The following is a 24,661-nucleotide window of genomic DNA, read 5'->3' on the forward strand; positions in this document are numbered from 1 at the left end:
TCGTGCTGGAGCTCGACGGCGTCACGAAAGAGTACGGCGGCCAGGCGCCCGTCCACGCGTTGCGAGGGGTCTCGTTCTCCGTCCGCCGCGGCGAGATGGTGGCGATCGTCGGGCAGTCCGGGTCGGGCAAGTCCACTCTGCTGCACATCATGGGCACCCTCGATAGGCCGACAAGCGGCGTGGTGCGCATCGACGGAGTCGACGCAGCCCAGCTCGACGATCGCGAGGTCTCCGCCCTCCGCGCCCACAAGATCGGGTTCGTGTTCCAGCAGTTCTTCCTGGCCGAGCATGCTCCTGTCCGCGAGAACGTCGCCGATGGGCTGCTCTACGCCGGTGTTCCTGCGGGGGAGCGCCTCCGTCTCGCAGACGTGGCCCTGCAGCGCGTCGGCCTCGCCGACCGTGCGGACTTCATGCCGAGCCGGCTGTCCGGCGGCCAACGGCAGCGCGTGGCGATCGCTCGAGCCGTTGTCGGGCAGCCGGCCGTGGTCCTCGCGGACGAGCCCACCGGAAGCCTCGACAGCGCCAACGGCGCGTCGATCATGGCGCTCCTCGGCGAGTTGAACGCCTTCGGCACCACCATCGTCATGATCACTCATGACACGGTGCTGGCCGACCGGCTGCCACGTCAGGTCCGCCTGCTCGACGGCCGGATCGTCTCCGACAGCGATCGGCAGGGGCTGTCATGAGCGCCGGTGGCGAACGACTCCGGTTCCACGATGCGCTCAGGGTGGCCGGCGTCGGACTGCGCTCCCGGCGCCTGCGCGCGGCCCTCTCCGCGCTGGGAATCGCCATCGGCACCGCGGCCATCGTCGGGGTCCTCGGGCTATCCGCGTCATCCCAGGCCGGACTCCTGGCCGAGATCGACCGACTCGGGACGAACATGATCACCGTCGAGGCCGGACAGAGTCTCGCCGGCGGACCCGCGCAGCTTCCGAACGCGGCCCCCGCGATGATCGGCCACCTGGCGAACGTCGAGCAGGTCGCCGACACGTCGGTGGTGACGACGGCCCACGTCTACCGCAACGCGATGGTCCCCGAGGCGAACACCGGAGGCCTCCAGGTCCAAGCAGCCAGCGTGAACCTGCCGGATGTGCTCAACACCGGGATCGGGCACGGTCGATGGCTCGACGAGGCCACAGCGCAGCTGCCCGTCGTCGTCTTGGGATCCGCCGCCGCCCAGCGCCTCGGCATCGACCGCGTGGGGCTGGGCGCGCGCGTCTGGCTCGGCGGAACGTGGTTCGACGTCGTCGGCATCCTGGAACCGTCCCCGCTGGCACCAGAGGTCGACAACAGCGCGGTCGTCGGATACGCGGCCGCGAAGACCTATCTGGGGCATGTGAGCGTCGGTCGCGGCACACGCGAGGTCGGTCCGCCCACGTCCATCTACGTGCGCACGGCAACCGGTCACGAGCGGGAAGTCCAGGAAGTCCTCGCGCGAACCGCCCATCCCGCGGCGCCCGTCGAGGTCAACGTGAGCACGCCCTCCGACGCTCTCACCGCACGTGCGGCTGCCGCGGGCGCCTTCGACAGCCTGTTCCTGGGCCTCGGAGCGGTCGCACTCGTCGTCGGAGCAGTCGGGGTCGCCAACATCATGATCATCGCCGTGATCGAGCGCCGTTCCGAGATCGGTCTGCGCCGGGCCCTCGGCGCCACTCGGGCACAGATCCGGACGCAGTTCCTCACGGAGTCGATCCTGCTGGCGATCATCGGCGGCATGGCCGGCGTGCTGACCGGGGTCGTGGCGACGGCCGTCTACGCCGCGTCGAAGGGCTGGACCATCGTCATTCCCGCACAGGCGTGGGCCGGCGGCATCGGGTGCGCGATCCTCATCGGCGCGCTCGCGGGCATCGTGCCGGCCATCAGGGCCTCGCGGATGCCGCCCGCCGTGGCACTGCGAACAACGTGACCGGCCTTCTGCACGCTCTCCGACGGAGACCTCCGGGGCGACCGCTCGAGGAGGGCAGACCGGTCGAGGGCCTTCGTGCGCTCTGTCTTTCTGCGAGGAGCTCTCGTCGGTCGAAAAGACTCCGGTTCTCACGGGGTCTCCTCGCTCGCCGGCCGCCTCGGCGTTCGTTCGCGAGGGGCTCGTGCGTTCCCGAGGAGGACTCGGCGGCATCCGGCCCTCGGCAACGATCAGCCCCTCGCGAACGAACGGGAGCACGCGGTCGGGACCACTCGTGGCGGGGGAGGCGGTGCGGCATCCTCCTCAGGAGGGTCGGGGCACTTCGCGAACGGACGACGACCAGCCGGCGAGCGCGGCGTGCAGCGTCGCGACGATGCGCGCGAAGGTCGCGTCGAGGCTGCGGGGCTGCCGGAAGCCTGCGCCGTGCTCCAGGGTGACGAAGCCGTGCAGCGTGCTGCGGATCAGGCGGAGCGCGTCGGTCAGGTCGTCGCCGTCGAGCCGGTAGGCGCGCAGGGCGGAGGCGAACGTCGCGAGCACCTCGGCGGCCGCCGCCTGCCCGTCCGCGTCGTCGGGGTCGGGAGCGACCTGCAGAGCCGCGTACTGGCCGGGATGCCGGGCCGCCCACGATCGCAGGGCGTGGGCGAGCGCGGTCAGTGCGTCCGCACCGGAGAGCCCGGCGCACGCGGCGGACAGCACGGCGGCGACGTCGTGCGCCGCGCGCCGGCTCAGGGCGCGGCGCAGGTCGCCGAGATCGGCGACGTGCCGGTACACGCCGGGCGGGGCGATCCCCAGCGAGCGGCCGAGCTTGGTGATCGTCAGCTCGTCGAACCCGATGTCGTCGGACAGCCGCGCGGCCCGCTCGACCACGGCACGGCGGGTGAGGCGCTCAGCCATTCCGCGCCTGCCCGTCATCCGTCTCCGCGAGGAACGGCAGCATCGCGCTCAGCACCTCGCCGGGCCGTTCGGCCATCGGGTAGTGACCCGCGCCCGGGATCATCCGATGCCGCCCGCGCAGTGCCTCGGCGACCCACGCGGCCTCGGCCTCCGGATCGGGGAAGTCGCGGTCGCGCTCGCCCATCACCACGAGCGTGGCGGCGCTCACGCGCGGAAGCGCGGTCTCGGATGCCGCGTGCGAGGTGCGCGCGGTGGCCTGGAACGCGGCCCACCTCCCCGGGCGGCGCAGCAGCGAGAGCGCCCGAGCGACGTGCTCGTCGTGGTCGGCCGGCGTCTCCTGCCCGAACAGCGACCGGTAGTAGCCGCGCCACACCGCCGGCCCCCACGGGCGGGTCAGGAGCACGCGCAGCAGCAGCCGGGCGGCCGTCGAGCCGTGGTCGCGCACGAACGGTCCGATCAGCACCAGCCGGCTCACCGCCTCGGGGCGTTCCGCCGCGGCCAGCACCCCGGCCGCGGCGCCCATCGAGTTGCCCACGACCGTCGCCGGCCCTCCGCCGAGCGCGTCGATCACTGCGAGCACGTCGCCGGCGGCAGCGGGATCGTCGTACGCGTCGAACCCGATCGTGCTGTCGCCGTGACCCCGCAGGTCCATCGCCGCCACCCGGTGCCCCGCCGCCACGAGGCCCGGCACGAGGTGGCGGAACGAGGCGCGGGACTCGCCCATCCCCGGCACGCACACGATCAGCGGTCCCGCGCCGCCCACCTCGACGGCGATCCGTCCGCCCGGTCTGGACACATCGATCGTTCTCATGTTACGGAGCATAACATACTGTTATGCTCCGTAACTGCTCCTCGTTCGGGGATCGCCGTCCGCGCCGGGTCCCCGTGCGCCGTGCAGGACTTTTCCGGCATCCCGGGCGTGTCGGTGGGGTGCAGGCGGCATCCTCGGAAGATCTCCTGCACGAGCCACGAGCCACGAGCCACGAGCCACGAGCCACGAGCCACGAGCCACGGGCCACGGGCCACGGGCGGTGGGCGGTGGGCGGTGGGGTGCGGGGACTCGTCCACAGGAGGGGTCTCTGCCGATCTGTCCACGGATGCCGGGAATCGGCGGCCGCGCGGGACGGCGAGGGCGCAGGCTCGGGCGCATGCCTCGACCCGCGGACTCGCATGTGCCCCGGCCGCCCGTGCCCGACGCCTACCGGCGGCGGCGCAGCAAGGCGGAGAGACCCGTCCCGTCGCACTGGCGCGTCTGGTCTCGAGCGGACCTGCAGCGTGACTGGCGCGCCGCCGCGGCGGCGGTGCGCGACGGGCTCGTTGTGCGTGCGCGGACGAACGCATACCTGCATCCGGAGACCGATGCCGACTGCGTCGCCGCGTGCGAGATCGGGGGCCGGCTCACGTGCGTGTCGGAGCTCGCACGCTGGGGGGTCTTCGTGCAGGGCTCCGCGGGCCTGCACGTCGACGTACCCGCGACCAGCGCGCGGCATCGCATCGCGGGTCGTGCGGTGCGGCTGCACTGGACCCGCAACCGCCGGGACGGATGGGCGAATGCCGGCATCGTCGAGGCGCTCGTCGCCGCCGTGCGGTGCCAGAAGGTGCAGGTGGCCGTCGCCACGCTCGACTCCGCGCTGCAGCTGCGGCTGATCGGCGCCGCCGAGCTCGATCGCGTCTTCGCCGCGCTCCCGCGCCGATTCGCCGTGCTGCGTCCCCTGCTCGACCCGGCGGCGGAGTCGGGATCGGAGAGCATCATGCGACTGCTGCTGCGCCGTCTCGGATGCCGTGTGCAATCGCAAGTGCTCATCCCCGGCGTGGGGCGCGTCGACTTCCTCGTCGACGGCTGGCTCATCGTGGAATGCGACAGCGAGGCCCACCATGCCTCGTGGGACGCGCGGCGCACGGATCTGCGCCGCGACCAGGCCGCGGCATCCCGGGGCTACACGACGTACCGCGCGATCGCGGAGGACATCTTCTGGCACCAGGATCAGGTGCTGAACGCCGTGCGCGGCCTCCGGCGCGCACGGGCCGACGCGTGAATCGCGTGCGCCGTGAGCCGTGCGCCGTGCGCCGTGTCGCGTGCGCCGAGCAGGACTTTTCCGGCATCCCGGGCGTGTCGGTGGGGTGCAGGCGGCATCCTCGGGAGATCTCCTGCACGGCGCACCGGGCAGGGGCTGCCAGGCGCGGGGCCACGGGCCGCGGGGCGGCGAGGCACGAGGACCTCGCGCGGCGCGCGCGGCCCGGGGCGGTGACGGCGGCGGCGATCGGGCGCAAGATGGTGTCATGACGAACCTCGACAGACGTCCGGGCATCGCGGTGCTCCAGCCGGGCGAGCCCTGCACCGCCGTCGAGGCCCTCGAGCCGCGTGCCGTGCCGCTCGGCGGGCTGCGTGCGATGACCGTCCGCCGAACGCTGCCGCAGCGTCAGCGCTCGCTCGTCGGCGCCTGGTGCTTCCTCGATCACTACGGCCCGGACGACGTCGCCGCCACGGGCGGCATGCAGGTGCCGCGCCATCCGCACACGGGCCTCGCCACGGTGTCGTGGCTGTTCGCCGGCCGGATCGATCACCTCGACTCCGGAGGGAACGCCGCCGCCGTCGTTCCCGGCGAGCTGAACCTCATGATCGCGGGACGCGGCATCACCCACCAGGAGATCAGCACGCCCGACACCACCTCGCTGCACGGCGTGCAGCTCTGGTACGCCCTGCCGGAGGAGACACGGTTCAGCGAGAACCGCTTCGAGCACTACGCGCCCGAGCCGGTCGTGCGCCCCGGCCTCACGGCGCGCGTGTTCATCGGGGAGCTGCTCGGCTCGGCCTCGCCGGTCGACACGCGCACGCCCGGCCTCCTCGGCGCGGAGCTGCTGCTGGAGCCGGGCGCGGCCGTCCGGCTGAGCGTGCGGAGCGACTTCGAGCACGCCGTGCTCGCGGAGGACGCGGATGTCACGGTGAACGCCGTGGCGATCGCGCATCGCTCCCTCGCGTACGTCCCTCCGGGCTCCGGCACGCTCGAGATCGTCGCAGGTCGCGCCGGCGCACGCGTGTTGCTGCTCGGCGGCGTGCCGCTGGGGGAGCGGATCGTGATGTGGTGGAACTTCGTCGGCCGAGATCACGACGAGATCGTCGAGTACCGCCGCCGTTATCAGGCCGAGCTCGGCTTCGAGCCGCCGCATCCCGGGGACGCCGGCAAGCCCGCGCTCTTCGGGAGCTTCCCGCCCGGGCAGCGGCCGGCCCTCCCCGCGCCCGCCCTGCCGATCACGCGGCTTCTGCCGAGGGACTGACGCGCATCGCCGGCCGTCAGGCCCCGCCCGCGGCGAGACGCATGAGGTCGGTGTCGAGCTCGATGCCGAGCTGCGTGCCGCCCCCGCTGCCGTAGCTGTGCTGATAGCGGCCCCAGGCGTCGCCGCGCACGGCGTCGCGGAAGCCGCCCGCGACCAGCGCCAGCAGCTCGGCCGCCGCACGGTCGATGCGCTCGTCGAGGCCGCCGCCCCAGTCCTCGGGAGCGGCGAACAGCGCCGTCGGCGCGGCCACGGCGCGCAGGTAGGCGAAGAGGCCGCGCAGCTGCTCGTCCACGACGAGCGCGTGCCGCGCGCTGCCCGCCGTGGCCGCGAGCACGACCGGCGTGCCGATGAGCACGTCGTTGTCGAGCACCTGGAAGAACGAGGTGAGCAGTCCGCTCGGCCCCGCCTTGTACACGGGCGTCGACACGACGAGCGCGTCGGCGTCGCGGACCGCGTCGAGCGCTCGCTGCAGGGACGGCGACACGAGGCCCGTGACCATCGCGTCGGCGACGTCGCGGGCGAGCGTGCGCAGCTCGACGGTGCGCGTGGCGACCGCGAGGCCGCGCTCGGCGCCGAGGCTCTCGATGCGCGCGGCGGCGCGGCTCGCGAGCAGCGCCGTGCTCGACGGGTCGCTCGTCCCCGCGGAGACGACGACGAGGCTCTTGTCCGTGGCGTTCACGATGTCCTCCTTCAGGCCGTGGCCGGGGCGGCCGACGTGTCGAGGTAGGGCGAGCCGCCGGTGACGTTGTCGCCGCGGTTCGCGCGAGGCCTCGGCTGGCGGGGCGCGTCGTCGCCGTACTTCGCCGCGACGAGCTGCGCGTGGGTGGGTGCGGTCTCCGGCACGTCGGGGTCGCGCCGTGCGGCGAGCTCGCGGCGCAGCACGGGCACGACGTGCTCGCCGAGCAGCTCGATCTGCTCGAGCACGGTCGCGAGCGGCAGGCCCGCGTGGTCGATCAGGAACATCTGCCGCTGGTAGTCGCCGAAGATCTCCCGGAACGTGAGGGTCTTGTCGATGACCTCCTGCGGGCTGCCCACCGAGAGCGGCGTCTGCTGCATGAAGTCCTCCATGCGGGGGCCGTGGCCGTAGACCGGCGCCTCGTCGAAGTAGGGGCGGAAGCCGTCGACGGCATCCTGCGATCTCTTCGCGATGAACGCCTGTCCGCCGAGACCGACGATCGCCCGCTTCGCGGGGCCGTGTCCGTAGTGCTCGAACCGCTGCCGGTAGAAGTCGATGAGCCGCAGCGAGTGCTCGGACGGCGCGAAGATGTGGTTCGAGAAGAACCCGTCGCCGTAGAACGCGGCCTGCTCGGCGATCTCGGGGGTGCGGATGGAGCCGTGCCACACGAACGGCGGCACGTCGTCGAGCGGACGGGGCGTCGAGGTGAACCCGCGCAGCGGCGTGCGGAAGGTGCCGCTGTAGTCCACGACGTCCTCGCGCCAGAGGCGGTGCAGCAGGTTGTAGTTCTCCAGGGCGAGCGTCAGCGCCGTGCGGATGTCCTTGCCGAACCACGGGTAGACGGGCGCCGTGTTGCCGCGGCCGAGCATCAGGTCCATGCGCCCCTTGGCGAGGTGCTGCAGCATCGCGTACTCCTCGGCGATGCGCACGGGGTCGTTCGTCGTGATGAGCGTCGTCGCCGTGCTGAGCTTCAGCGTTCGCGTCTGCCCCGCGATGTAGGCGAGCAGGGTCGTGGGCGACGACGAGAAGAAGGGCGGGTTGTGGTGCTCGCCGACGGCGAAGACGTCGAGCCCCGCCTCCTCGGCCGCGAGGGCGATCCGCGTGATGGCGTCGATGCGCTCCGCCTCGCTGGGCGTGTCGCCGGTGACGGGGTCGCGCGTGACATCGCTCACGCTGAAGATGCCGAATTCCATGGTGTTCTCCCGAGGGGCGGCCCTCGCCGCCCATTTGTATTCATTTGCATAGAAAGTAACGCATGCCGGGACGGTGTATTCCCGCATGCGGGGCGGCGTGCCGCCCGACGGCCGCCAGAATGGGACCGTGACCTCGCCGCGCCCCGCCACCGTCGTCTTCCTGCACGGCATCGGCGTCGGCCCCGAATCCTGGGACGCCCAGGTGCGAGCGCTTCCCGACGGCTTCGCCGGCGTCGCGCCGCGCATCGCCGGACTCCGCGACCACGACGGCGTTCCCTTCACGCTCGACGGCGCCGTGTCGGCGCTGTGCGACGAGCTCGACCGTCGCGGGCTCGAGCGCGTGCACGTCTGCGGGCTCTCGCTCGGCGCCCTGGTCGCGACCCGGCTCGCGGCCACCCGCCCCGAGCGCGTCGCGTCCCTCGTGCTGTCGGGAGGTCAGGTGCGTCCCCATCCCGTGCTCATGCGGGTGCAGAACGGCATCCTCCGGCTGCTTCCCGCGCGCATCGCCGGCGCCCCCGGAATGAGCAAGGGCAGGATGCTCGACGTGCTGCGCGCGCTCGCCGCCCTCGACCTGCGGCCCGAGCTGTCGCGCATCGGCGCGCGCACGCTCGTGCTGTGCGGCGCGAGGGACCGCGCGAACATCCCCGCCGCGCGCGAGCTCGCGGCATCGATCCCGCACGCGTCTCTGCAGATCGTCCCCGGCGCCGGTCACGAGTGGAACACGCAGCTCCCGCACGAGTTCTCCTCGAGACTGAACGCGTTCCTCGCGTCGGCGTGACGCCCGGTCGTCACAGCGTCAGCGAGAGCACCAGCACCGCCATCGACAGCGTGAGCATGCCCAGGCAGTTGACCCAGAACGCCGATCCCAGGCTGCGGGCACGGAGGTGTGCGGCGGCGGCGCAGCAGAAGTAGGCGATCACGCCGACGTTCGCGGCGACGGCGACGCCGGGCGTCCAGATGCCGACGACGAGCCCCGCGGCAGCGAGCGCCTTGATGACGATGAGCGTCCACCACCAGTCGCGCGGAAACCCCACGCCGTCGAGGCACTCGCGGATGAAGCGCGGAGGGCGTGCCGACAGGGCGGCGTCGCCCGCCAGCACGAGGGCGAGCAGCACGGGCGGCCACCATGCGGCCGGAAGCGCCGTCATGCGGCGTCCTCTCCGCGGAGGTCGAGCGAGGAGCAGGGGCAGATCGCCGCGAACGTGCGGTGCAGCTGCGCCAGGATCCGGTCGTGGTCGACGCGGCGCTGCGCCGACCACGTGAAGAGGGCGCCGACGTAGGCGGCGTGGATCGCCTCTGCGCGGATGCCCGCGTGCTCGGCATCGGCACAGCCGTGCGTGCGGAGGATGGTGCCGACCTCGTCGCGCAGCAGCGCGGCGAGGCGCGTGAACAGCTCGGAGTCGTGGGTTCCCGACACGAGGATCGACGCGTACACGCGCGACAGATCGGGGTGGCTCGTGAAGATCTCCACGAACGGCTGCACGTGCGCCAGGATGCGGTCGGGGCACGGCCCCTCCGTCGGGCGCGGCGCCGATCGTGCGTGCTCCTCCTCGATGAGGGCATCGAACACCTGGATCAGCAGGGCGTTCTTGTCGCCGGCGGTCATGACGGTGCCGACGCTCACCCCGCTCGCGTCGGCGATGTCTCGGATCGTCGTCATTCCGAACCCGCGCTCTCGGAACAGGTGGTCGGCCGCGGCCAGCACCGATCGTCGTGTCGTGACGCGCGACTCCTCTCGGGTGGGTGACATGAGGGCCTCCGGCAAGAACGAACAGGTTCAGTGAACATGTTCACTCTAGCGGACGGATGCCCGGACGTCCGCCGGGTTTGTCACGGCGCGCGGCGCAGCGGCGGGGGTCGCTGGCGGCGTAGCGTCGGAGACGAGCGCGAGGAGGCGCGGCACCGGCCCCGTCTTCCACCACCCGTACCCGGGGCGCTCAGAGGAAGGGACCCGATCATGCGCACATACCTGATCACCGGAGCGGCCTCCGGCATCGGAGCGGCCACGGCGGAGCTTCTCATCGAGCGGGGCGACCGTGTCATCGGCGCCGACCTGCGCGGCACCGACATCGACAGCGACCTGACGACTCCCGAGGGGCGCGAGCACCTCGTCGCCGAGGCCACGCGCCTGAGCGGCGGCGCGCTCGACGGCATCATCGCCGTCGCCGGCCTGGCCACGCCGACGCCCGCGACCGTCGGCGTCAACTACTTCGGCATGATCGCGAGCCTCGAGGGGCTGCGACCGCTGCTCGCCGGCTCCGACGCCCCGCGCGCGGTCGGCGTCGGCTCGATGGCGAGCCTCATGCCCGGCGACGACCGGCTCGTCGAGCTGCTGCTCGCCGACGACGAGCCCGGCGCCCTCGCGCGCGCCGCCGAGCTGGCCGCCTCGCCGGAGCAGGGGCCCCTCATCTACAGCTCCACCAAGATCGCCTTCGCCCGCTGGGTGCGCCGGCATGCCGCCGACGCGGAGTGGGCGGGCGCCGGCATCCCGCTCAACGCCGTCGCCCCCGGGATCATTCTCACCCCCATGGTGGCACCGCTCATGGAGACGGAGGAGGGCCGCGCGCAGATGGCGCAGGCCGTGCCGATGCCCCTGAACGGACCCGCCGAGGCCGTCGTGGTCGCGCGCCTGCTCGCCTGGCTCGCGGGACCGGAGAACACGCACCTGTGCGGTCAGGTCGTGTTCGTCGACGGCGGCAGCGACGTCGTCATCCGCGGCGACGCCACCTGGTGATCACACGGCGGATGCCCGGGCCTGTGGGGAGTCCCGGGCATCCGCGCTCTCTTCGCGAGAGCGATGGCGCGTGAGCGCTACGCGGCGCTCGCCTCGCGGGCGCGCAGCTCCTTGCGCAGGATCTTGCCCGCGCTCGACTTCGGCACCGCGTCGATGAACTCCACGCGCCGCACCTTCTTGTAGGGCGCGACGTGCTCGGCGACGTACGACATCACGTCCTCGCCGGTCAGGCCCGTGTCGGGCGCCGCGACGACGAACGCCTTCGGGATCTCCTGGCCCTCGTCGTCGAGCACGCCGATGACCGCGGCATCCATGATCTTCGGATGGCTCAGCAGCAGGGCCTCCAGCTCGGCCGGCGCGATCTGGTAGCCCTTGTACTTGATGAGCTCCTTCACCCGGTCGACGATCGTGAAGTAGCCGTGCTCGTGGTAGACCGCCACGTCGCCCGTGCGCAGGTAGCCGTCGTCGCCCAGCGTCTCGGCGGTCGCGTCGGGGCGTCCGAGATAGCCGAGCATGACGTTCGGGCCCTTGACCCACAGCTCGCCCGCGCGCGTCTCGCCGTGCTCGCCGACCTCGGTGATCTCCTCGCCGGTCTCCGAGTCGACCAGCCGGCACGTGATGTTGGGCAGGATCACGCCGATGGAGTCGAGCGGGAAGTCGTCGCGCTCGAACGGAGTGGCGTGCGACACGGGGCTGAGCTCGGTCATGCCGTAGCCCTGCAGCACGCGGGCATGGATGCGCTCGCCGGCCAGCTTCGCGGTCTCCGCGTCGAGGGGAGCGGCGCCCGAGAACACCGTGTGCACGCTCGAGATGTCGAACTGGTCGACGATGGGGTGCTTCGCGAGGGCGACGGCGATGGGCGGCGCGATGAACAGGAAGGTGCACTGGAACCGCTGGATCGCCGTCAGGAACTCGACGAGGTCGAACTTGGGCATCGGCACGAGGCTCGCCCGCTGGCGCAGCGCGAGGTTGAGCAGCACCGTCATGCCGTAGATGTGGAAGAACGGCAGCACCGCCATCACGCGGTCGCCTTCGTGCAGGCGGATGGTCACGCGGGTCTGCGTGACGTTCGCGACGAGGTTGTGGTGCGAGAGCATGACGCCCTTCGCGACGCCCGTCGTGCCCGACGAGTAGGGGAGCACGGCGATGTGCGTCATCGGGTCGAAGGAGACCTCGGGCGGCGTCCGCTGCTCGGAGAGCAGGGCGCGCAGATCCGGGTGGCCCTCGGCCCCGTCGAGCACGATCAGGCGCTCCGCCGGGATGCCCGCGGCATCCGCCGCGACCTTCGCCTGCGGCAGCAGCGGGCTCACGGTGATGAGCCAGGTCGCGCCCGCGTCCTTCAGCTGCTTCTCGATCTCGCCGGGGGTGTACAGGGAGTTGATCGTCGTGACCGTGCCGCCGGCGCGCAGGGCGCCGTGGAACACCGTCGCGAACGCGGGCACGTTGGGGCACAGCAGCCCCAGCACGGTGCCGATCTCGACGCCCCGCGCCGCGAGCGCGCCCGCGAACGCGTCGATCTGGGCGCGCAGCGCGCGATACGTCGTCTCCGCGCCGCTGCCGGGATCGATCAGCGCGACGCGATCGAGATCGTCGTCGGTCAGTGTGCCGAACAGCTCGTCGTACACGCTGACGCGAGGAATGTCGATGGTCGGGTACGGACTCGTGAACACAGGCCTGCTCCTTTGAGGGACCGATCGCGCCGCGGCGCCGTGCCGCGGCGTCTCTTCTTCGCCTATTCTGCCACCGCGCGAGACTGAGTCCCACAGTATTTGATACTGCGTTCTATGCCAGGGCGCGCGTGGCGGCGTCGAGCCGCTGCGCCGCCAGCGCCTCGGCGGCCACGAGCGGCGTCGTGCCCGTCGCGGCCGCCTCGTCGAACACGCGGGAGAGCGTGTCGCGGATGCCGACGATGCGCGCCGCCGCCTCGTCGCGCGACGCGCCCCGCGCGGCGACGTCGAGGTGGATCACGCCGCCCGCGTTGACGACGAAGTCGGGCGCGTACAGCACGCCGCGGGCCGCCAGGCGATCGGCGCCCGCACGCTCGGCGAGCGGATTGTTCGCGGGACCGCAGACGGCCCTGACGTCGAGGGCGTCGATCACCTCGTCGGTGAGGACGCCGCCGACGCCGGCCGGCACGAAGACGTCGGCCGGCACGAGGTGCTCGGTGCCCGGCTCGGCCCAGGTCAGGTCGAGCTGCGTCGCGAGGTCGCGCTTGGCGGGGTCGACGTCGGTCACCGTCAGCAGCGCCCCCTCGGCGACGAGGCGCACGGCGAGCCGGCTGCCGACCTGCCCGAGGCCCGAGACGGTGATGCGGCGGCCCCCGACCTCGGAGGATCCCGTGACCCGGGCGAGCACCTCGCGCAGCGACCAGTAGACGCCCAGGCTCGTCGGCGCCGAGGGCTCGCCCGACCCGCCGACGGCGTCGGGCAGGCCGACGACGTGCGCCGTGCGCTCGCTGACGACGAGCATGTCCTCGCTCGTCGAGCCGACGTCCTCGGCGGTGCGGTAGAGGCCGTCGAACCGTTCGACGGCGTCGCCGAGATCGAGGTACGCGTCGCGGCGCCGGTCGGCGTCGAGCGCCTCGCCGGGCGACAGGGCGATCACCGCCTTGCCGCCGCCGGCGTCGAGCCCCGCGGCGGCGTTCTTCAGGGTCATCGCCGCCGACAGGCGCAACGCGTCGCCGAGGGCGTCGCTCCAGTGCGGATAGGCCCATCGGCGCACGCCGCCGAGGGCGGGGCCGAGCACCGAGGAGTGCAGCGCGACCGTGATGATGAGGCCGCTGCGCCCTCCTGTGCTCACCTCCACGCGTTCGTGGGCGAAATCGGGCAGGGACGGGGCGGTGGTCATCGCATCCTCTTTCGGCGAGCCTTGTGGGCGAACGCGGATGCGCATCGTTGCGGCATCCTTGTCCTATTGTGCCTCGCGAGCGGGCCGTCGTGGGCGAAGTGCTCGGCGTACGCCGACGTAGAGTGGCAGCGTGACAGAATCCTCGCTCCCCGCGCGCAGCCGCCTCGTGCACGACGCGCTCCGCGCCGCCGGCATCCCCGGCGAGATCGTCGTGCTGCCCGACGCCGCCTCGACCGCCGTCCTCGCCGCCGAGGCGCTCGGCGTCGAGGTCGGCGCGATCGCCAACTCCCTGGTGTTCTGGTCCGACGGCGAGCCGCTGCTCGTGATGACCAGCGGCGCGCATCGCGTCGACACCGCCGCGCTCGCCGCACGGCTCGGGCGCACGTCGATCCGGCGGGCGACGCCCGATCAGGTGCGGGATGCCACGGGCCAGGCGATCGGCGGCGTCGCCCCGACGGGGCATCCGGCGCCGCTCGTCACGGTCGTCGACGAGGACCTCGCACGCCACCCGGAGGTCTGGGCCGCGGGCGGCACGCCGCACACCGTCTTCCCGCTCACCTTCGACGAGCTCGTGCGCGTCACGGGCGGCACGGTGCTCAAGGTCGACTGACAGCAGGTGCCCTGCTGTTCCCGGTGCGGGCGGGAGGGCGTCGTTAGCGCGGGGCCCGGAAGCTCCACTCGGCGGGGTCGATCGCCGCGGCGACGTCCCAGTCGTCGGCGTCCCAGCGGAACGTCGCGACGGCGCACGTCGGCATGGCGCCGATGCCGCCGCCCGAGAGGTGCTCGGCGAGCACGGTCATGCCGGGGTCGTGCGCCACGACCATGACCGACGGTGCGCGCCGGGCGATCGCGCCGGCCAGCAGCGTGCGCGCGGGCGCTCCGTACAGCTCGGCGTCGAGCTCGGGCTCGAGGCCGAAGCGCTCGCCGAAGAACGCGGCGGTCGTGCGCGCCCGCAGCGCCGTGGAGGCGAGGATCGCGTCGAGCCGCACGCCGTCGTCCGCGAGCCGCTCGGCCATCGCGGGCGCGTCGCGCAGGCCGCGCGGGTTGAGCGGGCGGTCGTGATCCGACAGGTCGGGGCGGCCCCAGTCGCTCTTGGCGTGCCGGACGAGCACGAGTGTCACCATGGGTTCTCCTTCTGCGGGGGCCTTCTGCGGGGACGGGCGCGGGCGGTCAGACCGTGTACACCCACGCCGGGCGACCGCTCGCGAGGGTCACGGGGATGCGGCGGAACACGGTCGACTCGTACTCGTCGGCGGCGTCGAGCTCCTCGGTCGTCACGACCACGGCCGTGCCGACGACCTTGTCGAGCGGGTTGCCGGTGGGCCGCAGCACCGCGTGCACCGTGCTGCCCGCCGCGCTGCTGAGGCGGTGCGCGTGGATCTCCGCGTGGTCGAGCGTGTAGCCGGTGAGCACGTCGGTCTCGCCCCTGAGGAGCCGCCCGAACGTGTCGAGCTGCACCTCGGGGCGCCGCAGCGACCCGTAGGTGAACAGGAGCTCGTCACTCGTCATGTCTCCACGGTACCGCCGCGGGCCGCGTACGTCAGCCGAGGATCGCGTGCGCGACCGTGAAGATCACGAGGCCCGCGAGGGCGCCCACGATCGTGCCGTTGAGGCGGATGTACTGCAGGTCGCGGCCGACCATCAGCTCGATCTTCTCGCTCGTCTCCTCGGCGTCCCAGCGCTCGACGGTGTCGGTGATGATCGAGGCGATGTCGTGCCGGTAGCGTTCCACGACGATGACGGCGGCGTCGACGAGGCGTCCGTCGACGCGCCGCTGCAGCGCCTCGTCGGTCGCGAGGCGCCCGCCGACCTCCTGCAGCGCGGCGGCCGCGCGCCGCCGCAGGGAGCTCTCGGGGTCTTCGAGCGCGCGCAGCAGCCCGGCCTTCGCCGTGTTCCACGCCTCGGCGGCGAGCTCGCGCACGCGCGGGCTGTCGAAGACGGCGCTCTTGGCGTCTTCGAGGCGTCCGATCGTCGCCGGATCGTGCTGCAGGTTGCCCGCCAGCCGCCCGAGGTAGCGGTCGATCGCGAGGCGCGCGGGGTGCGCCGGGTCGGCCTGCACGGCCTCGATGAACTTCACCGCCTCGTGATAGACGGTGTCGTCGATCAGGCGCATCGCGACCGACGGCACCCATGACGGGAGGCGGCGCGACACCAGGCCGCTGAACGACTCGCGGTTGGCGGCGAGCCACGTGGCGATGCTGTCGACGCCGAGGTCGACGGCGCCGCGGTGCGCGCCGGCGTCGACGACGCGCTCCAGCCAGCCGCCGAGGGTCGGTCCCCACTCGGGCGAGAGCAGGTGCTCGCGGGCGAGGTCGGCGATGAGGTCCTGCACCTCGTCGTCGCTGAGCGCGCGCAGGATGCCGGCGACGACGGGCGCGGCCTCGCGGCTCACCGTCTCGGCGTGCGCGGGGTCGCGCAGCCATTCGCCCGCGCGACGGGCGATCTCGGTCTGCGTGAGCTTGGTGCGCACGACCTCGCCCTCGAGGAAGTTGGTCTCGACGAACTCCCCGAGCGTGCGTCCGATCTCGTCCTTGCGCCGCGGGATGATCGCGGTGTGCGGGATGGGGATGCCGAGCGGATGCCGGAAGAGCGCCGTCACGGCGAACCAGTCGGCCAGGGCGCCGACCATGCCGCCCTCGGCCGCCGCGCGCACGTAGGCCCACGCGGGGTACTGCTGCTGCAGGGCGAACGCGATCACGAAGACCACGGCCATGAAGACGAGCGCGCCGGCGGCGACCGCCTTCATGACGCGCAGATCGCGGCGTCGACGCTGATCGGCGGGGCTGAGGAGCTCTGTCGGAGTGCGCGCCATCCTGCCATCCTTGCACGGGGCCCCGTGCTGGACCCCGCGCGATGCCGCGTCGCGCGGGATCAGCCCTCGACCGGGCCGAGCCAGGCCGAGGCGACGGTCGCGTGCGCCGATTCGGGGTCGGAGGGATGGAAGAGGCCCGCGAGCACGTCGCGGTAGAGGCGGCTCAGCTCGTTGCGCGCGAAGTACGACGAGCCCCCGGCGACGAGCACGGCGTCGTCGACGACGCGCTTGGCGGTCGTCGCGGCCCGGTGCTTGACGCCCGAGAGCTTCGCGAACCAGAGCGCTCCGTGGTCGGCGCGCTCATCGACGTCACGGCTGAGCGACGCGAGCTGCGGCAGCAGGGCGTCGTAGGCGAGCGCCATCTCGGCGACGCGCCAGCGGATGTCGGGATCGTGCGCGTAAGACGTGCCGGTCTTCTTCGAGCGCCGGGACCTCGCCGTCTCGACGGCGAGGTCGAGCGCGCGCCGGGCGATGCCCGTGTAGACCGACGCGAGCAGCAGCTCGAACACGCCGAAGATGCCGAACACGAGGGGATCGGGGTTCGGCCCCGGCGTGAGGCGGCGCACGACGCGGTCGGCCGGCGCCGTGGCGCCGTGCAGCTCGGTCGTGCGCGACTGCGTGCCGCGCATGCCGAGGGTGTCCCAGTCGTCGCGCGTGACGACGGCGTCCGTGCGCGGCACGAAGGCGTAGACGAGCCGGGGCGCGTCGGGGCTCGTCTCGTCGAGGCCGTGCAGGCCGAGCTGAGTCCACACGGGCGCGAGCGAGGTGAAGACCTTGGTGCCCGTGAACGTGTAGGAGCCGTCGGGCTGCGGCTCGGCGACGGTGTCGCTGTCGAAGAGCACGAGGTCGTTGCCGGCCTCGCTGATGCCGAACGCGAACACCTCGCCCGCCGCCGCGCCCTCCTGCACGAACCGCAGCGCGTCGACGCCGCGCGCCGCGCACACGAGGGCGACGCCGGTCCACACGAGGTGCATGTTGACCGCGAGCGCGGTCGCCGGCGACGCGGTCGCGAGGCGCTGCTGCAGCAGCGACGCCTCGGTGAGGCCCAGGCCCGCCCCGCCGAGCTCGGCGGGGACCAGGATGCGCAGGTATCCGGCATCCGTCAGCTCGGCGAGGTCCTCGTCGGGGAAGCGGTTCTCCGCGTCGACCGCCGCGGCGCGGGAGCGGATGCGCTCGAGCAGGTCGTCGGGGAGGATCGCGGCGGGGTCGAAGGTCGTCACGAGTCCATTGTGTCGCGCGGTGCGCGGGCCGGGGCCCCGCGGCGGCCCCCGCTCGGGGGAGCGTCGGCGTCGGTCGGGGAGAAGATCGCCTCGATCGGCAGCTCGAACTGCGCGGCGATGCGGAAGGCCAGCGGCAGCGAGGGATCGTACCTGCCGGCCTCGAGCGCGTTGACGGTCTGGCGCGACACGCCGAGCGCCTCGGCGAACTGCACCTGCGTCCAGCCGCGCGCGGTGCGCAGGCGGCGCACGTCGTTCTTCATCGGCCGGTCCCCCTCGGGTCGTGGGCGGTCGGGTCGTGGGCGGTCAGGCCGTGCGCGGGCGCTCGGCGCGGAGCATGACGAGGGGGATGGAGACGCCCCACGAGAGCATCCCGGCGATGAAGACGTACCACTCGGCGCCGCCGACCTCGACGCCCGCGCGGCCCAGCAGGGCGACGAGGATGGCGGTGACCATCGCGACGGCGAACCCGATCGAGAGGCTGCGGCACATCAGCACCTGCAGTCGCTCGTCCATCCGTCCGACGAAGCGCGACACGGCGATCGGCATCCAGATCACGGGAACGATCGGCAGCACGGCGAGCACGATCGCCCCCGCGGATCCCGGCGCCGCCGGCACCCAGCGGGGCAGCAGCAGGAACAGCACGAGGAACAGCGCCATGCTCGACCCGAACTCCAGCGTGTACCTGCTCGCCGACCGCTTGTCGGTGCTCGTGTACCCCGACTCCTCGCTCATGGCCGCCTCCTCCGCGTCGCCCGCGACTGATGGATGTAAAGGTCGCTTGACTTTCAGTGTCGCAGGCGTGGCGCGAGGATGTCAAGGTGACTTGTCAGGCGAGGGCGGCGAAGAGCTGGCGGAGGGTCTCGTCGGGAAGGTCGCGGTGCGGGGAATGGCCGGCGCCGATCACGCGCGAGAGCGTGACGGAGGGACGGGCGAGCACCTCGGTCTCGACGTCGCCCTCGAAGATGGAGTGCACGGCGGGGTCGCTGCCGATGATGTGCACCGGGATGTCCAGCGTCGCCACGGCGGGACGCACATCCCACGACGCGTTCTGGGCGATCGTCTGGTCGACCGCCCACGGGCTGCCCTGGCGGGCCGCGGCGGTCTTCAGCTCGACGTCGTGCTCGTGCCACGTCGGGTTCGCGGCCCGCACCGCCGCTGCCGTCGGGTCGTCGAACGACGCGCGCTGTCCCTCGCGGGTCTGCGCGAGCACCTCCGGCGACAGGTGGATGGCGGGATCGATCAGCACGAGGCGCTCCGTCCACGCGGGGTCGGCGGCGGCCGCGACGACCGACGCCGCGCCGCCGAGCGAATGGCCGATCACGAGGTCCCACGCGCCGCCGGCGTCCGGCCGGACCTCGGCGATGTCGGCCGCGTAGGCGGCGATGGAGTAGTCGAGCGCGCGCGGGGCGGTGCCGTGGCCGCGCAGGTCGATCGCGGTCGCGCGCCAGCCGGCGTCGGCGAGCGCGAGCCCGAAGCGCCACATCAGCGCGCCGGTCGAGCCGAGGCCGTGCACGAGGAGGGCGCGCCGGTCGGCGTGCGAGGAGCCCCACGAGAGGCGGGGGAGAGCGACAGGGGTAGGCATGCCTACAGGGTACGACCGCTCAGGCAGGGCACGACCGCTCAGGAGACGGTCGGAACGGGCTCCGTGTCGGGGATGGGGCTCGCATCGCGATCGCGCAGATCCGGGAAGCCGCGGGCGAACACGGCCGCCACGAGCGCCCCGACGATCGCGAAGGCCGCGGCCGCCCAGTAGGCGCCGACGGGGCCGACGCCGTCGATGAGGAAGCCCGCGACCGCCGAGCCCGTGGCGGCGCCGATGAGCTGGCCCGTGCCGATCCAGCCGTAGGCCTCGGCGGTCTCGCTGAACTTCACGCTCGACGACGTCATCGCGAACATCACCGCGAGGGCCGGCGCGATGCCGATGCCGGCGACCAGCAGCGATGCGCCGAGCCACCAGAAGTTCAGGGAGAGCACGGTCGCGGTCACGCCGACGGCGACGACCGTCATGCGGCGCGCCATCGCCCACGGCCCCATCGGGACGTGGCCGAAGGCGAGGCCGCCGGCGAGCGATCCGACGGCGAAGACCGCCAGCACGACGCCGGCCTCTAGGCCGCCGTGCCCGAACGTCGCGACGACGCCGGCCTCGACGGCGGCGCACGCGCCGATCAGCAGGAACCCGATCACGGTCGCCAGCAGGACCACGGGGCGGCCGAGCACCTTGCCGAACCCGCGGCGGCTGCGGGGGATGCGCACGCGGCCGACCTCGGGGCAGAGGATGAACCACGCCCCGCCGCCGGCGAGGAACGCAACGATCAGCAGCAGGGCGGGCACGGTCCCGACCTGCATGGCCACGAGCGTGATGACGACCGGGGCGAGGATCCAGATGATCTCCTGCAGGCTCGCGTCGAGCGAGAACAGCGGCGTCAGCTGGCGCGAGGTGACGAGCTTGGGGTAGATCGTGCGCACGGCCGACTGCACGGGCGGGGTCGCGAGGCCCGCGAGCAGCCCCAGGGCCATGTAGCCGGCCACGGGCAGCGCGAGCACCGCGAGGGCGAGGATCGCCGCGGCGCACACCGCCGTCGTGAGGGTGAGCACGCGCCGCATCCCCCACACGCCCATCCAGCGGCTCGTCACGGGGCCGGCGACGGCCTGCCCGATCGACGTGGCCGCCAGCACGAGCCCCGCGGAGCCGTACGAGCCCGTCATCTGCTCGACGTGCAGCAGGACGGCGAGGCTCATCATCCCGTTGGGGAAGCGTGCCGTCAGCTGTGCGGCGATGATGCGTCCGACTCCCGGAACGCGCAGAAGCTCCTGATACCCCGGCACCCGTCAACGGTACCCCTCCTCGCGGCGGCACGGCGAGGAGGCACGACACGCCGGGGCGACGATTCCACAGGGAATCGGATGTCGGAACCCCCGCGTAGCGTTCGGGGTGTGGAGGAGACCGGGCGCCCCGGGCCGGAAAGGCGCATCATCCCGGCTTTTCCTCGTCGGCCGGAAAGGTCTCGGCCTGTGGATGAAACGGTGGACAACATGTGTTGTACCTGTTGAGAACGGGAGAAAACTACACGGATGTAACTACTAGTCCTTGTGGTGCGACCCAAGGGCGACACCTATATGTAGTATTGAGACTCCTGGTCGGGCACAGCGTGTCACACACGGGCCGCCCGGCCGGGGCGAACAGGATTCTGAGGGGAGAGGACGATCCACATGGCGATCACGGTCTACACGAAGCCGTCGTGCGTGCAGTGCAACGCGACCTACCGGGCGCTGGACTCGAAGGGCATCGAATACGAAGTGCTCGACCTGTCGGAGGACCACGCGGCGCTGGAGCGCGTCAAGGCGCTGGGCTACCTGCAGGCACCCGTCGTCGTCACCGACGAGGACCACTGGTCGGGCTTCCGTCCCGACAAGATCGACGAGCTCGCCGCTCGTCTGTGATCCCATGAGCGCGGTGGCCACGAGAGCGCCGCTGCTCGTGTACTTCTCGAGCGTCTCCGGCAACACGGCGAGGTTCATCGAGAAGCTCGGGATGCCCGCCGTGCGGATTCCGTTGCGGTCCACCGAACCCCCCGTCGTGGTGAACGAGCCCTATGTGCTCGTGACCCCCACCTACGGCGGGGGTCAGGGGCGCGGCGAGGAGAAGGGTGCGGTCCCCAAACAGGTCATCCGGTTCCTCAACGACGAGCACAACCGGTCGTACATCCGCGGGGTGATCTCCGCGGGCAACACCAACTTCGGCGACGCGTACTGCCTCGCCGGCGACATCATCAGCCGCAAGTGCCGCGTGCCGCACTTGTACCGGATCGAGCTCTTCGGCACGCCAGACGACATCGATCGCGTGAGCGACGGATTGGAACGATGGTGGAAGCAGCAGTGACCGAAGCGACTTTCAAGACCGATCAGCGGTTCGAGGGGCTCGACTACCACGCGCTGAACGCGATGCTGAACCTCTACGACGAGAACGGCCGGATCCAGTTCGACGCCGACCGTCGTGCCGCGCGCGAGTACTTCCTGCAGCACGTCAACCAGAACACGGTCTTCTTCCACTCGCTGCGCGAGCGCCTCGACTACCTCATCGAGAAGGACTACTACGAGGCCGCCGTCATCGAGAAGTACCCGTTCGAGTTCATCCAGCAGCTCAACGACCGCGCCTACGCGGCGAAGTTCCGCTTCGAGACGTTCCTCGGCGCGTTCAAGTACTACACGAGCTACACGCTCAAGACCTTCGACGGCAAGCGGTACCTGGAGCGCTTCGAGGACCGCGTCGTGATGACCGCGCTGACCCTCGCCGACGGCGACCACGGCCTCGCGATCGCCCTGGTCGACGAGATCATCTCGGGCCGCTTCCAGCCGGCGACCCCCACGTTCCTCAACGCGGGCAAGGCGCAGCGCGGCGAGCTCGTCAGCTGCTTCCTGCTGCGCATCGAGGACAACATGGAGTCGATCGCCCGCGGCATCAACTCCGCGCTGCAGCTGAGCAAGCGCGGCGGCGGCGTCGCGCTGCTGCTGTCGAACATCCGCGAGGCGGGCGCTCCGATCAAGCAGATCGAGAACCAGTCGAGCGGCATCATCCCCGTCATGAAGCTGCTCGAAGACAGCTTCAGCTACGCCAACCAGCTCGGGGCCCGGCAGGGCGCCGGCGCCGTCTACCTGTCGGCGCACCACCCCGACATCATGAAGTTCCTCGACACCAAGCGCGAGAACGCCGACGAGAAGATCCGCATCAAGACGCTCTCGCTCGGCGTCGTGATCCCCGACATCACGTTCGAGCTGGCGAAGAAGGACGAGGACATGTACCTGTTCTCGCCCTACGACGTCGAGCGCGTCTACGGCGTGCCGTTCGGCGACATCTCGGTCAGCGAGAAGTACCACGAGATGGTCGACGACGCCCGCATCAAGAAGACGAAGATCAAGGCGCGCGAGTTCTTCCAGACGCTCGCCGAGATCCAGTTCGAGTCGGGCTACCCGTACATCATGTTCGAGGACACGGTGAACCGCGCCAACCCGATCAGCGGGCGCATCAACATGTCGAACCTGTGCAGCGAGATCCTGCAGGTCAACACGCCGACCACGTACAACGAGGACCTCTCGTACGACCAGATCGGCAAGGACATCTCCTGCAACCTCGGCTCGCTGAACATCGCGCTGTCGATGGATGCCGACGACCTCGGCCGCACGGTCGAGACCGCCATCCGCGCCCTCACCGCGGTGAGCGACCAGAGCCACATCGGCTCGGTGCGCTCGATCGAGGACGGCAACGACCGCTCGCACGCGATCGGCCTGGGGCAGATGAACCTGCACGGCTACCTCGCACGCGAGCGGGTGTTCTACGGCTCGGAAGAGGGCCTCGACTTCACGAACATCTACTTCTACACGGTGCTCTACCACGCGCTGCGCGCCTCGAACCGCATCGCGATCGAGCGCGGCGTCACCTTCGACGGGTTCGCCGACTCGACGTACGCCTCGGGGGAGTTCTTCGACAAGTACATCGAGCGGGAGTGGGCGCCGCAGACCGAGAGGGTCACGGAGCTGTTCGCGAAGCATCACGTCCCGACCCAGCAGGACTGGATCGACCTCAAGGCGTCGATCCAGGAGCACGGCATCTACAACCAGAACCTGCAGGCGGTGCCCCCGACGGGCTCGATCTCGTACATCAACAACTCGACGAGCTCGATCCACCCGATCGCGTCGAAGATCGAGATCCGCAAGGAGGGGAAGATCGGCCGCGTCTACTACCCGGCGCCGTTCATGACGAACGACAACCTGGAGTACTACCAGGACGCGTACGAGATCGGCTACGAGAAGGTCATCGACACCTACGCGGCCGCGACGCAGCACGTCGACCAGGGGCTGTCGCTCACGCTGTTCTTCAAGGACACCGCGACGACGCGCGACATCAACCGCGCCCAGATCTACGCGTGGCGCAAGGGCATCAAGACGATCTACTACATCCGCCTGCGTCAGATGGCCCTGGAGGGCACCGACGTGTCTGAGTGCGTCAGCTGCATGCTGTGACGCTTTGATCAGGGATTTTTAGGGGAAGACCATTCATGAACGCTCAGAAGCTCCCACTGCTCGACCACGTGCAGGCGATCAACTGGAACCGCATCCAGGACGACAAGGACCTCGAGGTGTGGAACCGCCTCACGGGCAACTTCTGGCTGCCCGAGAAGGTGCCGCTGTCGAACGACATCCAGTCGTGGGCGACGCTGACGCCCGACGAGAAGACGACGACGATGCGCGTGTTCACGGGGCTCACGCTGCTCGACACGATCCAGGGCACGGTGGGCGCCGTCTCGCTGATCCCGGATGCGCTGACGCCGCACGAGGAGGCCGTCTACACGAACATCGCGTTCATGGAGTCGGTGCACGCCAAGAGCTATTCGTCGATCTTCTCGACGCTGTGCTCGACGCCCGAGATCGACGACGCCTTCCGCTGGTCGGTGGAGAACGCGAACCTTCAGAAGAAGGCGCACATCATCATGGACTACTACCGGGGCGACGAGCCGCTCAAGCGCAAGGTGGCGTCCACGCTGCTGGAGTCGTTCCTGTTCTACTCGGGCTTCTACCTGCCGCTGTACTGGTCGAGCAAGGCGAAGCTCACGAACACGGCCGACATCATCCGCCTCATCATCCGCGACGAGGCCGTGCACGGCTACTACATCGGCTACAAGTTCCAGAAGGGCCTCGAGAAGGTCTCGGAGACCGAGCGCGACGAGATCAAGGACTACACGTTCTCGCTGCTGTACGAGCTCTACGACAACGAGGTGCAGTACACGCAGGACCTCTACGACTCGCTCGGGCTGACCGAGGACGTCAAGAAGTTCCTGCACTACAACGCCAACAAGGCGCTCATGAACCTCGGCTACGAGGCGATGTTCCCGTCGACGGTCACCAACGTGAACCCCGCGATCCTCTCGGCGCTCTCCCCGAACGCCGACGAGAACCACGACTTCTTCTCGGGCTCGGGCTCGTCGTACGTCATCGGCAAGGCCGTCGCGACCGAGGACGAGGACTGGGACTTCTGAGAGGCTGCGCCGTAAAGTTCCTGATCACAAGTTGAAATGGGCATGGCGTCGACCCTTCGGGATCACTTCGGGCGT

27 protein-coding genes are annotated in these 24,661 nt (G+C 71.2%); 11 read left to right on the forward strand and 16 right to left on the reverse strand.

Features of this window, described 5'->3' with window-relative positions; translation table 11 throughout:
- Positions 1-2 precede the first annotated feature (2 nt).
- Both AOA12_RS07100 and AOA12_RS07105 read left to right on the forward strand, forming a co-directional pair.
- Positions 3-686, forward strand: a complete 684-nt coding sequence (locus tag AOA12_RS07100; protein WP_335337370.1) for an ABC transporter ATP-binding protein — start codon at positions 3-5, stop codon at positions 684-686.
- Positions 683-1,906, forward strand: a complete 1,224-nt coding sequence (locus tag AOA12_RS07105; RefSeq protein WP_054681481.1) for an ABC transporter permease — start codon at positions 683-685, stop codon at positions 1,904-1,906. The genes AOA12_RS07100 and AOA12_RS07105 overlap by 4 nt, the downstream gene beginning before the upstream one ends.
- Before the next feature lie 300 nt (positions 1,907-2,206).
- On the opposite strand, the gene AOA12_RS07110 is transcribed toward AOA12_RS07105, so the two are convergent.
- On the reverse strand, positions 2,207-2,797 hold the full coding sequence (locus tag AOA12_RS07110) for a TetR/AcrR family transcriptional regulator (protein ID WP_054681482.1): 591 nt from the start codon (positions 2,795-2,797) through the stop codon (positions 2,207-2,209).
- Positions 2,790-3,608, reverse strand: a complete 819-nt coding sequence (locus tag AOA12_RS07115; RefSeq protein WP_231637197.1) for an alpha/beta fold hydrolase — start codon at positions 3,606-3,608, stop codon at positions 2,790-2,792. The genes AOA12_RS07110 and AOA12_RS07115 overlap by 8 nt, the downstream gene beginning before the upstream one ends.
- Positions 3,609-3,945: 337 nt before the next feature.
- Between AOA12_RS07115 and AOA12_RS07120 the strand changes: the two genes are divergently transcribed.
- Together AOA12_RS07120 and AOA12_RS07125 are read left to right on the forward strand one after the other, a co-directional pair.
- Positions 3,946-4,833: a DUF559 domain-containing protein gene (locus tag AOA12_RS07120; RefSeq protein ID WP_156366437.1), complete on the forward strand. Its 888-nt coding sequence runs from the start codon at positions 3,946-3,948 to the stop codon at positions 4,831-4,833.
- 244 nt (positions 4,834-5,077) lie between these two features.
- Positions 5,078-6,073, forward strand: a complete 996-nt coding sequence (locus tag AOA12_RS07125; protein WP_054681486.1) for a pirin family protein — start codon at positions 5,078-5,080, stop codon at positions 6,071-6,073.
- Positions 6,074-6,089: 16 nt separating this feature from the next.
- On the opposite strand, the gene AOA12_RS07130 is transcribed toward AOA12_RS07125, so the two are convergent.
- Positions 6,090-6,752, reverse strand: coding sequence for a CE1759 family FMN reductase (locus AOA12_RS07130; protein ID WP_054681488.1), 663 nt, complete (start codon positions 6,750-6,752; stop codon positions 6,090-6,092).
- An 11-nt stretch (positions 6,753-6,763) separates the two neighbouring features.
- Entirely contained in the window at positions 6,764-7,942 is a 1,179-nt protein-coding gene (locus tag AOA12_RS07135) for an LLM class flavin-dependent oxidoreductase (RefSeq protein ID WP_054681495.1), read from the reverse strand.
- Positions 7,943-8,069: 127 nt separating this feature from the next.
- On the opposite strand from AOA12_RS07135, the gene AOA12_RS07140 reads away from it, so the two are divergent.
- Positions 8,070-8,720, forward strand: coding sequence for an alpha/beta fold hydrolase (locus AOA12_RS07140; protein WP_054686847.1), 651 nt, complete (start codon positions 8,070-8,072; stop codon positions 8,718-8,720).
- Positions 8,721-8,730: 10 nt separating this feature from the next.
- Here AOA12_RS07140 and AOA12_RS07145 read toward each other — a convergent pair whose 3' ends face one another.
- Positions 8,731-9,090: a DoxX family protein gene (locus AOA12_RS07145; protein ID WP_054681497.1), complete on the reverse strand. Its 360-nt coding sequence runs from the start codon at positions 9,088-9,090 to the stop codon at positions 8,731-8,733.
- A complete protein-coding gene (locus AOA12_RS07150; RefSeq protein ID WP_082406045.1) occupies positions 9,087-9,692 on the reverse strand; it encodes a TetR/AcrR family transcriptional regulator in 606 nt (201 codons plus the stop codon). Before AOA12_RS07150 ends, AOA12_RS07145 begins: the two co-directional genes overlap by 4 nt.
- A 207-nt stretch (positions 9,693-9,899) precedes the next feature.
- Here AOA12_RS07150 and AOA12_RS07155 point away from each other — a divergent pair, with 207 nt between their 5' ends.
- Positions 9,900-10,676, forward strand: a complete 777-nt coding sequence (locus tag AOA12_RS07155; protein ID WP_054681501.1) for an SDR family oxidoreductase — start codon at positions 9,900-9,902, stop codon at positions 10,674-10,676.
- A 77-nt stretch (positions 10,677-10,753) separates the two neighbouring features.
- Here AOA12_RS07155 and AOA12_RS07160 read toward each other — a convergent pair whose 3' ends face one another.
- Together AOA12_RS07160 and AOA12_RS07165 are read right to left on the reverse strand one after the other, a co-directional pair.
- A complete protein-coding gene (locus AOA12_RS07160) occupies positions 10,754-12,346 on the reverse strand; it encodes an AMP-binding protein (protein WP_054681503.1) in 1,593 nt (530 codons plus the stop codon).
- 112 nt (positions 12,347-12,458) lie between these two features.
- Positions 12,459-13,523, reverse strand: a complete 1,065-nt coding sequence (locus tag AOA12_RS07165; protein WP_054681504.1) for a Glu/Leu/Phe/Val dehydrogenase family protein — start codon at positions 13,521-13,523, stop codon at positions 12,459-12,461.
- A gap of 130 nt (positions 13,524-13,653) precedes the next feature.
- Here AOA12_RS07165 and AOA12_RS07170 point away from each other — a divergent pair, with 130 nt between their 5' ends.
- Positions 13,654-14,133 (forward strand): YbaK/EbsC family protein, encoded by a 480-nt coding sequence (locus AOA12_RS07170; protein ID WP_054681506.1) that lies wholly within the window; start codon positions 13,654-13,656, stop codon positions 14,131-14,133.
- Between the two features lie 43 nt (positions 14,134-14,176).
- Here the strand turns inward: AOA12_RS07170 and AOA12_RS07175 are convergent, their stop codons facing one another.
- From AOA12_RS07175 to AOA12_RS07210, 8 genes are all read right to left on the reverse strand, one after another.
- Positions 14,177-14,647: a SixA phosphatase family protein gene (locus AOA12_RS07175; RefSeq protein ID WP_054681508.1), complete on the reverse strand. Its 471-nt coding sequence runs from the start codon at positions 14,645-14,647 to the stop codon at positions 14,177-14,179.
- 46 nt (positions 14,648-14,693) lie between these two features.
- A complete protein-coding gene (locus tag AOA12_RS07180) occupies positions 14,694-15,032 on the reverse strand; it encodes a gamma-glutamylcyclotransferase family protein (RefSeq protein WP_054681510.1) in 339 nt (112 codons plus the stop codon).
- 31 nt (positions 15,033-15,063) lie between these two features.
- Complete coding sequence (locus AOA12_RS07185; protein WP_054681512.1) at positions 15,064-16,335, reverse strand: DUF445 domain-containing protein; 1,272 nt, start codon at positions 16,333-16,335, stop codon at positions 15,064-15,066.
- Positions 16,336-16,394: 59 nt separating this feature from the next.
- The gene (locus AOA12_RS07190) at positions 16,395-17,555 is read right to left on the reverse strand and encodes an acyl-CoA dehydrogenase family protein (protein ID WP_054681514.1); all 1,161 of its coding nucleotides are present in this window, start codon (positions 17,553-17,555) and stop codon (positions 16,395-16,397) included.
- Positions 17,552-17,815, reverse strand: a complete 264-nt coding sequence (locus AOA12_RS07195) for a helix-turn-helix transcriptional regulator (RefSeq protein WP_082406047.1) — start codon at positions 17,813-17,815, stop codon at positions 17,552-17,554. The genes AOA12_RS07190 and AOA12_RS07195 overlap by 4 nt, the downstream gene beginning before the upstream one ends.
- Positions 17,816-17,858: 43 nt before the next feature.
- A complete protein-coding gene (locus AOA12_RS07200; RefSeq protein ID WP_054681516.1) occupies positions 17,859-18,287 on the reverse strand; it encodes a hypothetical protein in 429 nt (142 codons plus the stop codon).
- A gap of 94 nt (positions 18,288-18,381) precedes the next feature.
- Positions 18,382-19,137: an alpha/beta fold hydrolase gene (locus tag AOA12_RS07205; RefSeq protein ID WP_054681519.1), complete on the reverse strand. Its 756-nt coding sequence runs from the start codon at positions 19,135-19,137 to the stop codon at positions 18,382-18,384.
- Positions 19,138-19,175: 38 nt separating this feature from the next.
- Positions 19,176-20,381, reverse strand: coding sequence for an MFS transporter (locus AOA12_RS07210; RefSeq protein ID WP_054681521.1), 1,206 nt, complete (start codon positions 20,379-20,381; stop codon positions 19,176-19,178).
- A gap of 384 nt (positions 20,382-20,765) precedes the next feature.
- On the opposite strand from AOA12_RS07210, the gene nrdH reads away from it, so the two are divergent.
- From nrdH to nrdF, 4 genes are read left to right on the forward strand one after another with little or no spacing between them, the layout of a single operon-like run.
- On the forward strand, positions 20,766-20,996 hold the full coding sequence (gene nrdH / locus AOA12_RS07215; RefSeq protein ID WP_054681523.1) for a glutaredoxin-like protein NrdH: 231 nt from the start codon (positions 20,766-20,768) through the stop codon (positions 20,994-20,996).
- A gap of 4 nt (positions 20,997-21,000) precedes the next feature.
- A complete protein-coding gene (nrdI, locus tag AOA12_RS07220) occupies positions 21,001-21,435 on the forward strand; it encodes a class Ib ribonucleoside-diphosphate reductase assembly flavoprotein NrdI (protein WP_054681525.1) in 435 nt (144 codons plus the stop codon).
- On the forward strand, positions 21,417-23,573 hold the full coding sequence (gene nrdE, locus AOA12_RS07225; protein WP_054681528.1) for a class 1b ribonucleoside-diphosphate reductase subunit alpha: 2,157 nt from the start codon (positions 21,417-21,419) through the stop codon (positions 23,571-23,573). The genes nrdI and nrdE overlap by 19 nt, the downstream gene beginning before the upstream one ends.
- Before the next feature lie 35 nt (positions 23,574-23,608).
- Positions 23,609-24,586, forward strand: a complete 978-nt coding sequence (gene nrdF / locus AOA12_RS07230) for a class 1b ribonucleoside-diphosphate reductase subunit beta (RefSeq protein ID WP_054681530.1) — start codon at positions 23,609-23,611, stop codon at positions 24,584-24,586.
- The last annotated feature ends 75 nt before the right edge of the window (positions 24,587-24,661 follow it).

Source organism: Microbacterium sp. No. 7 (assembly GCF_001314225.1).
Taxonomy (GTDB): Bacteria; Actinomycetota; Actinomycetes; order Actinomycetales; family Microbacteriaceae; genus Microbacterium.

Excerpts from the sequence above, each read along its gene's own strand:
- AOA12_RS07105 (WP_054681481.1), top strand. The coding sequence starts at position 683 with ATGAGCGCCGGTGGCGAACGACTCCGGTTCCACGATGCGCTCAGGGTG.
- AOA12_RS07175 (WP_054681508.1), bottom strand. The coding sequence starts at position 14,647 with ATGGTGACACTCGTGCTCGTCCGGCACGCCAAGAGCGACTGGGGCCGC.
- AOA12_RS07150 (WP_082406045.1), bottom strand. The coding sequence starts at position 9,692 with ATGTCACCCACCCGAGAGGAGTCGCGCGTCACGACACGACGATCGGTG.
- AOA12_RS07195 (WP_082406047.1), bottom strand. The coding sequence starts at position 17,815 with ATGAAGAACGACGTGCGCCGCCTGCGCACCGCGCGCGGCTGGACGCAG.
- AOA12_RS07180 (WP_054681510.1), bottom strand. The coding sequence starts at position 15,032 with ATGACGAGTGACGAGCTCCTGTTCACCTACGGGTCGCTGCGGCGCCCC.
- AOA12_RS07155 (WP_054681501.1), top strand. The coding sequence starts at position 9,900 with ATGCGCACATACCTGATCACCGGAGCGGCCTCCGGCATCGGAGCGGCC.
- AOA12_RS07165 (WP_054681504.1), bottom strand. The coding sequence starts at position 13,523 with ATGACCACCGCCCCGTCCCTGCCCGATTTCGCCCACGAACGCGTGGAG.
- AOA12_RS07115 (WP_231637197.1), bottom strand. The coding sequence starts at position 3,608 with ATGAGAACGATCGATGTGTCCAGACCGGGCGGACGGATCGCCGTCGAG.
- nrdH (WP_054681523.1), top strand. The coding sequence starts at position 20,766 with ATGGCGATCACGGTCTACACGAAGCCGTCGTGCGTGCAGTGCAACGCG.
- AOA12_RS07125 (WP_054681486.1), top strand. The coding sequence starts at position 5,078 with ATGACGAACCTCGACAGACGTCCGGGCATCGCGGTGCTCCAGCCGGGC.
- nrdI (WP_054681525.1), top strand. The coding sequence starts at position 21,001 with ATGAGCGCGGTGGCCACGAGAGCGCCGCTGCTCGTGTACTTCTCGAGC.
- AOA12_RS07120 (WP_156366437.1), top strand. The coding sequence starts at position 3,946 with ATGCCTCGACCCGCGGACTCGCATGTGCCCCGGCCGCCCGTGCCCGAC.
- AOA12_RS07135 (WP_054681495.1), bottom strand. The coding sequence starts at position 7,942 with ATGGAATTCGGCATCTTCAGCGTGAGCGATGTCACGCGCGACCCCGTC.
- AOA12_RS07185 (WP_054681512.1), bottom strand. The coding sequence starts at position 16,335 with ATGGCGCGCACTCCGACAGAGCTCCTCAGCCCCGCCGATCAGCGTCGA.
- AOA12_RS07200 (WP_054681516.1), bottom strand. The coding sequence starts at position 18,287 with ATGAGCGAGGAGTCGGGGTACACGAGCACCGACAAGCGGTCGGCGAGC.
- AOA12_RS07205 (WP_054681519.1), bottom strand. The coding sequence starts at position 19,137 with ATGCCTACCCCTGTCGCTCTCCCCCGCCTCTCGTGGGGCTCCTCGCAC.
- AOA12_RS07110 (WP_054681482.1), bottom strand. The coding sequence starts at position 2,797 with ATGGCTGAGCGCCTCACCCGCCGTGCCGTGGTCGAGCGGGCCGCGCGG.
- AOA12_RS07145 (WP_054681497.1), bottom strand. The coding sequence starts at position 9,090 with ATGACGGCGCTTCCGGCCGCATGGTGGCCGCCCGTGCTGCTCGCCCTC.
- nrdF (WP_054681530.1), top strand. The coding sequence starts at position 23,609 with ATGAACGCTCAGAAGCTCCCACTGCTCGACCACGTGCAGGCGATCAAC.
- nrdE (WP_054681528.1), top strand. The coding sequence starts at position 21,417 with ATGGTGGAAGCAGCAGTGACCGAAGCGACTTTCAAGACCGATCAGCGG.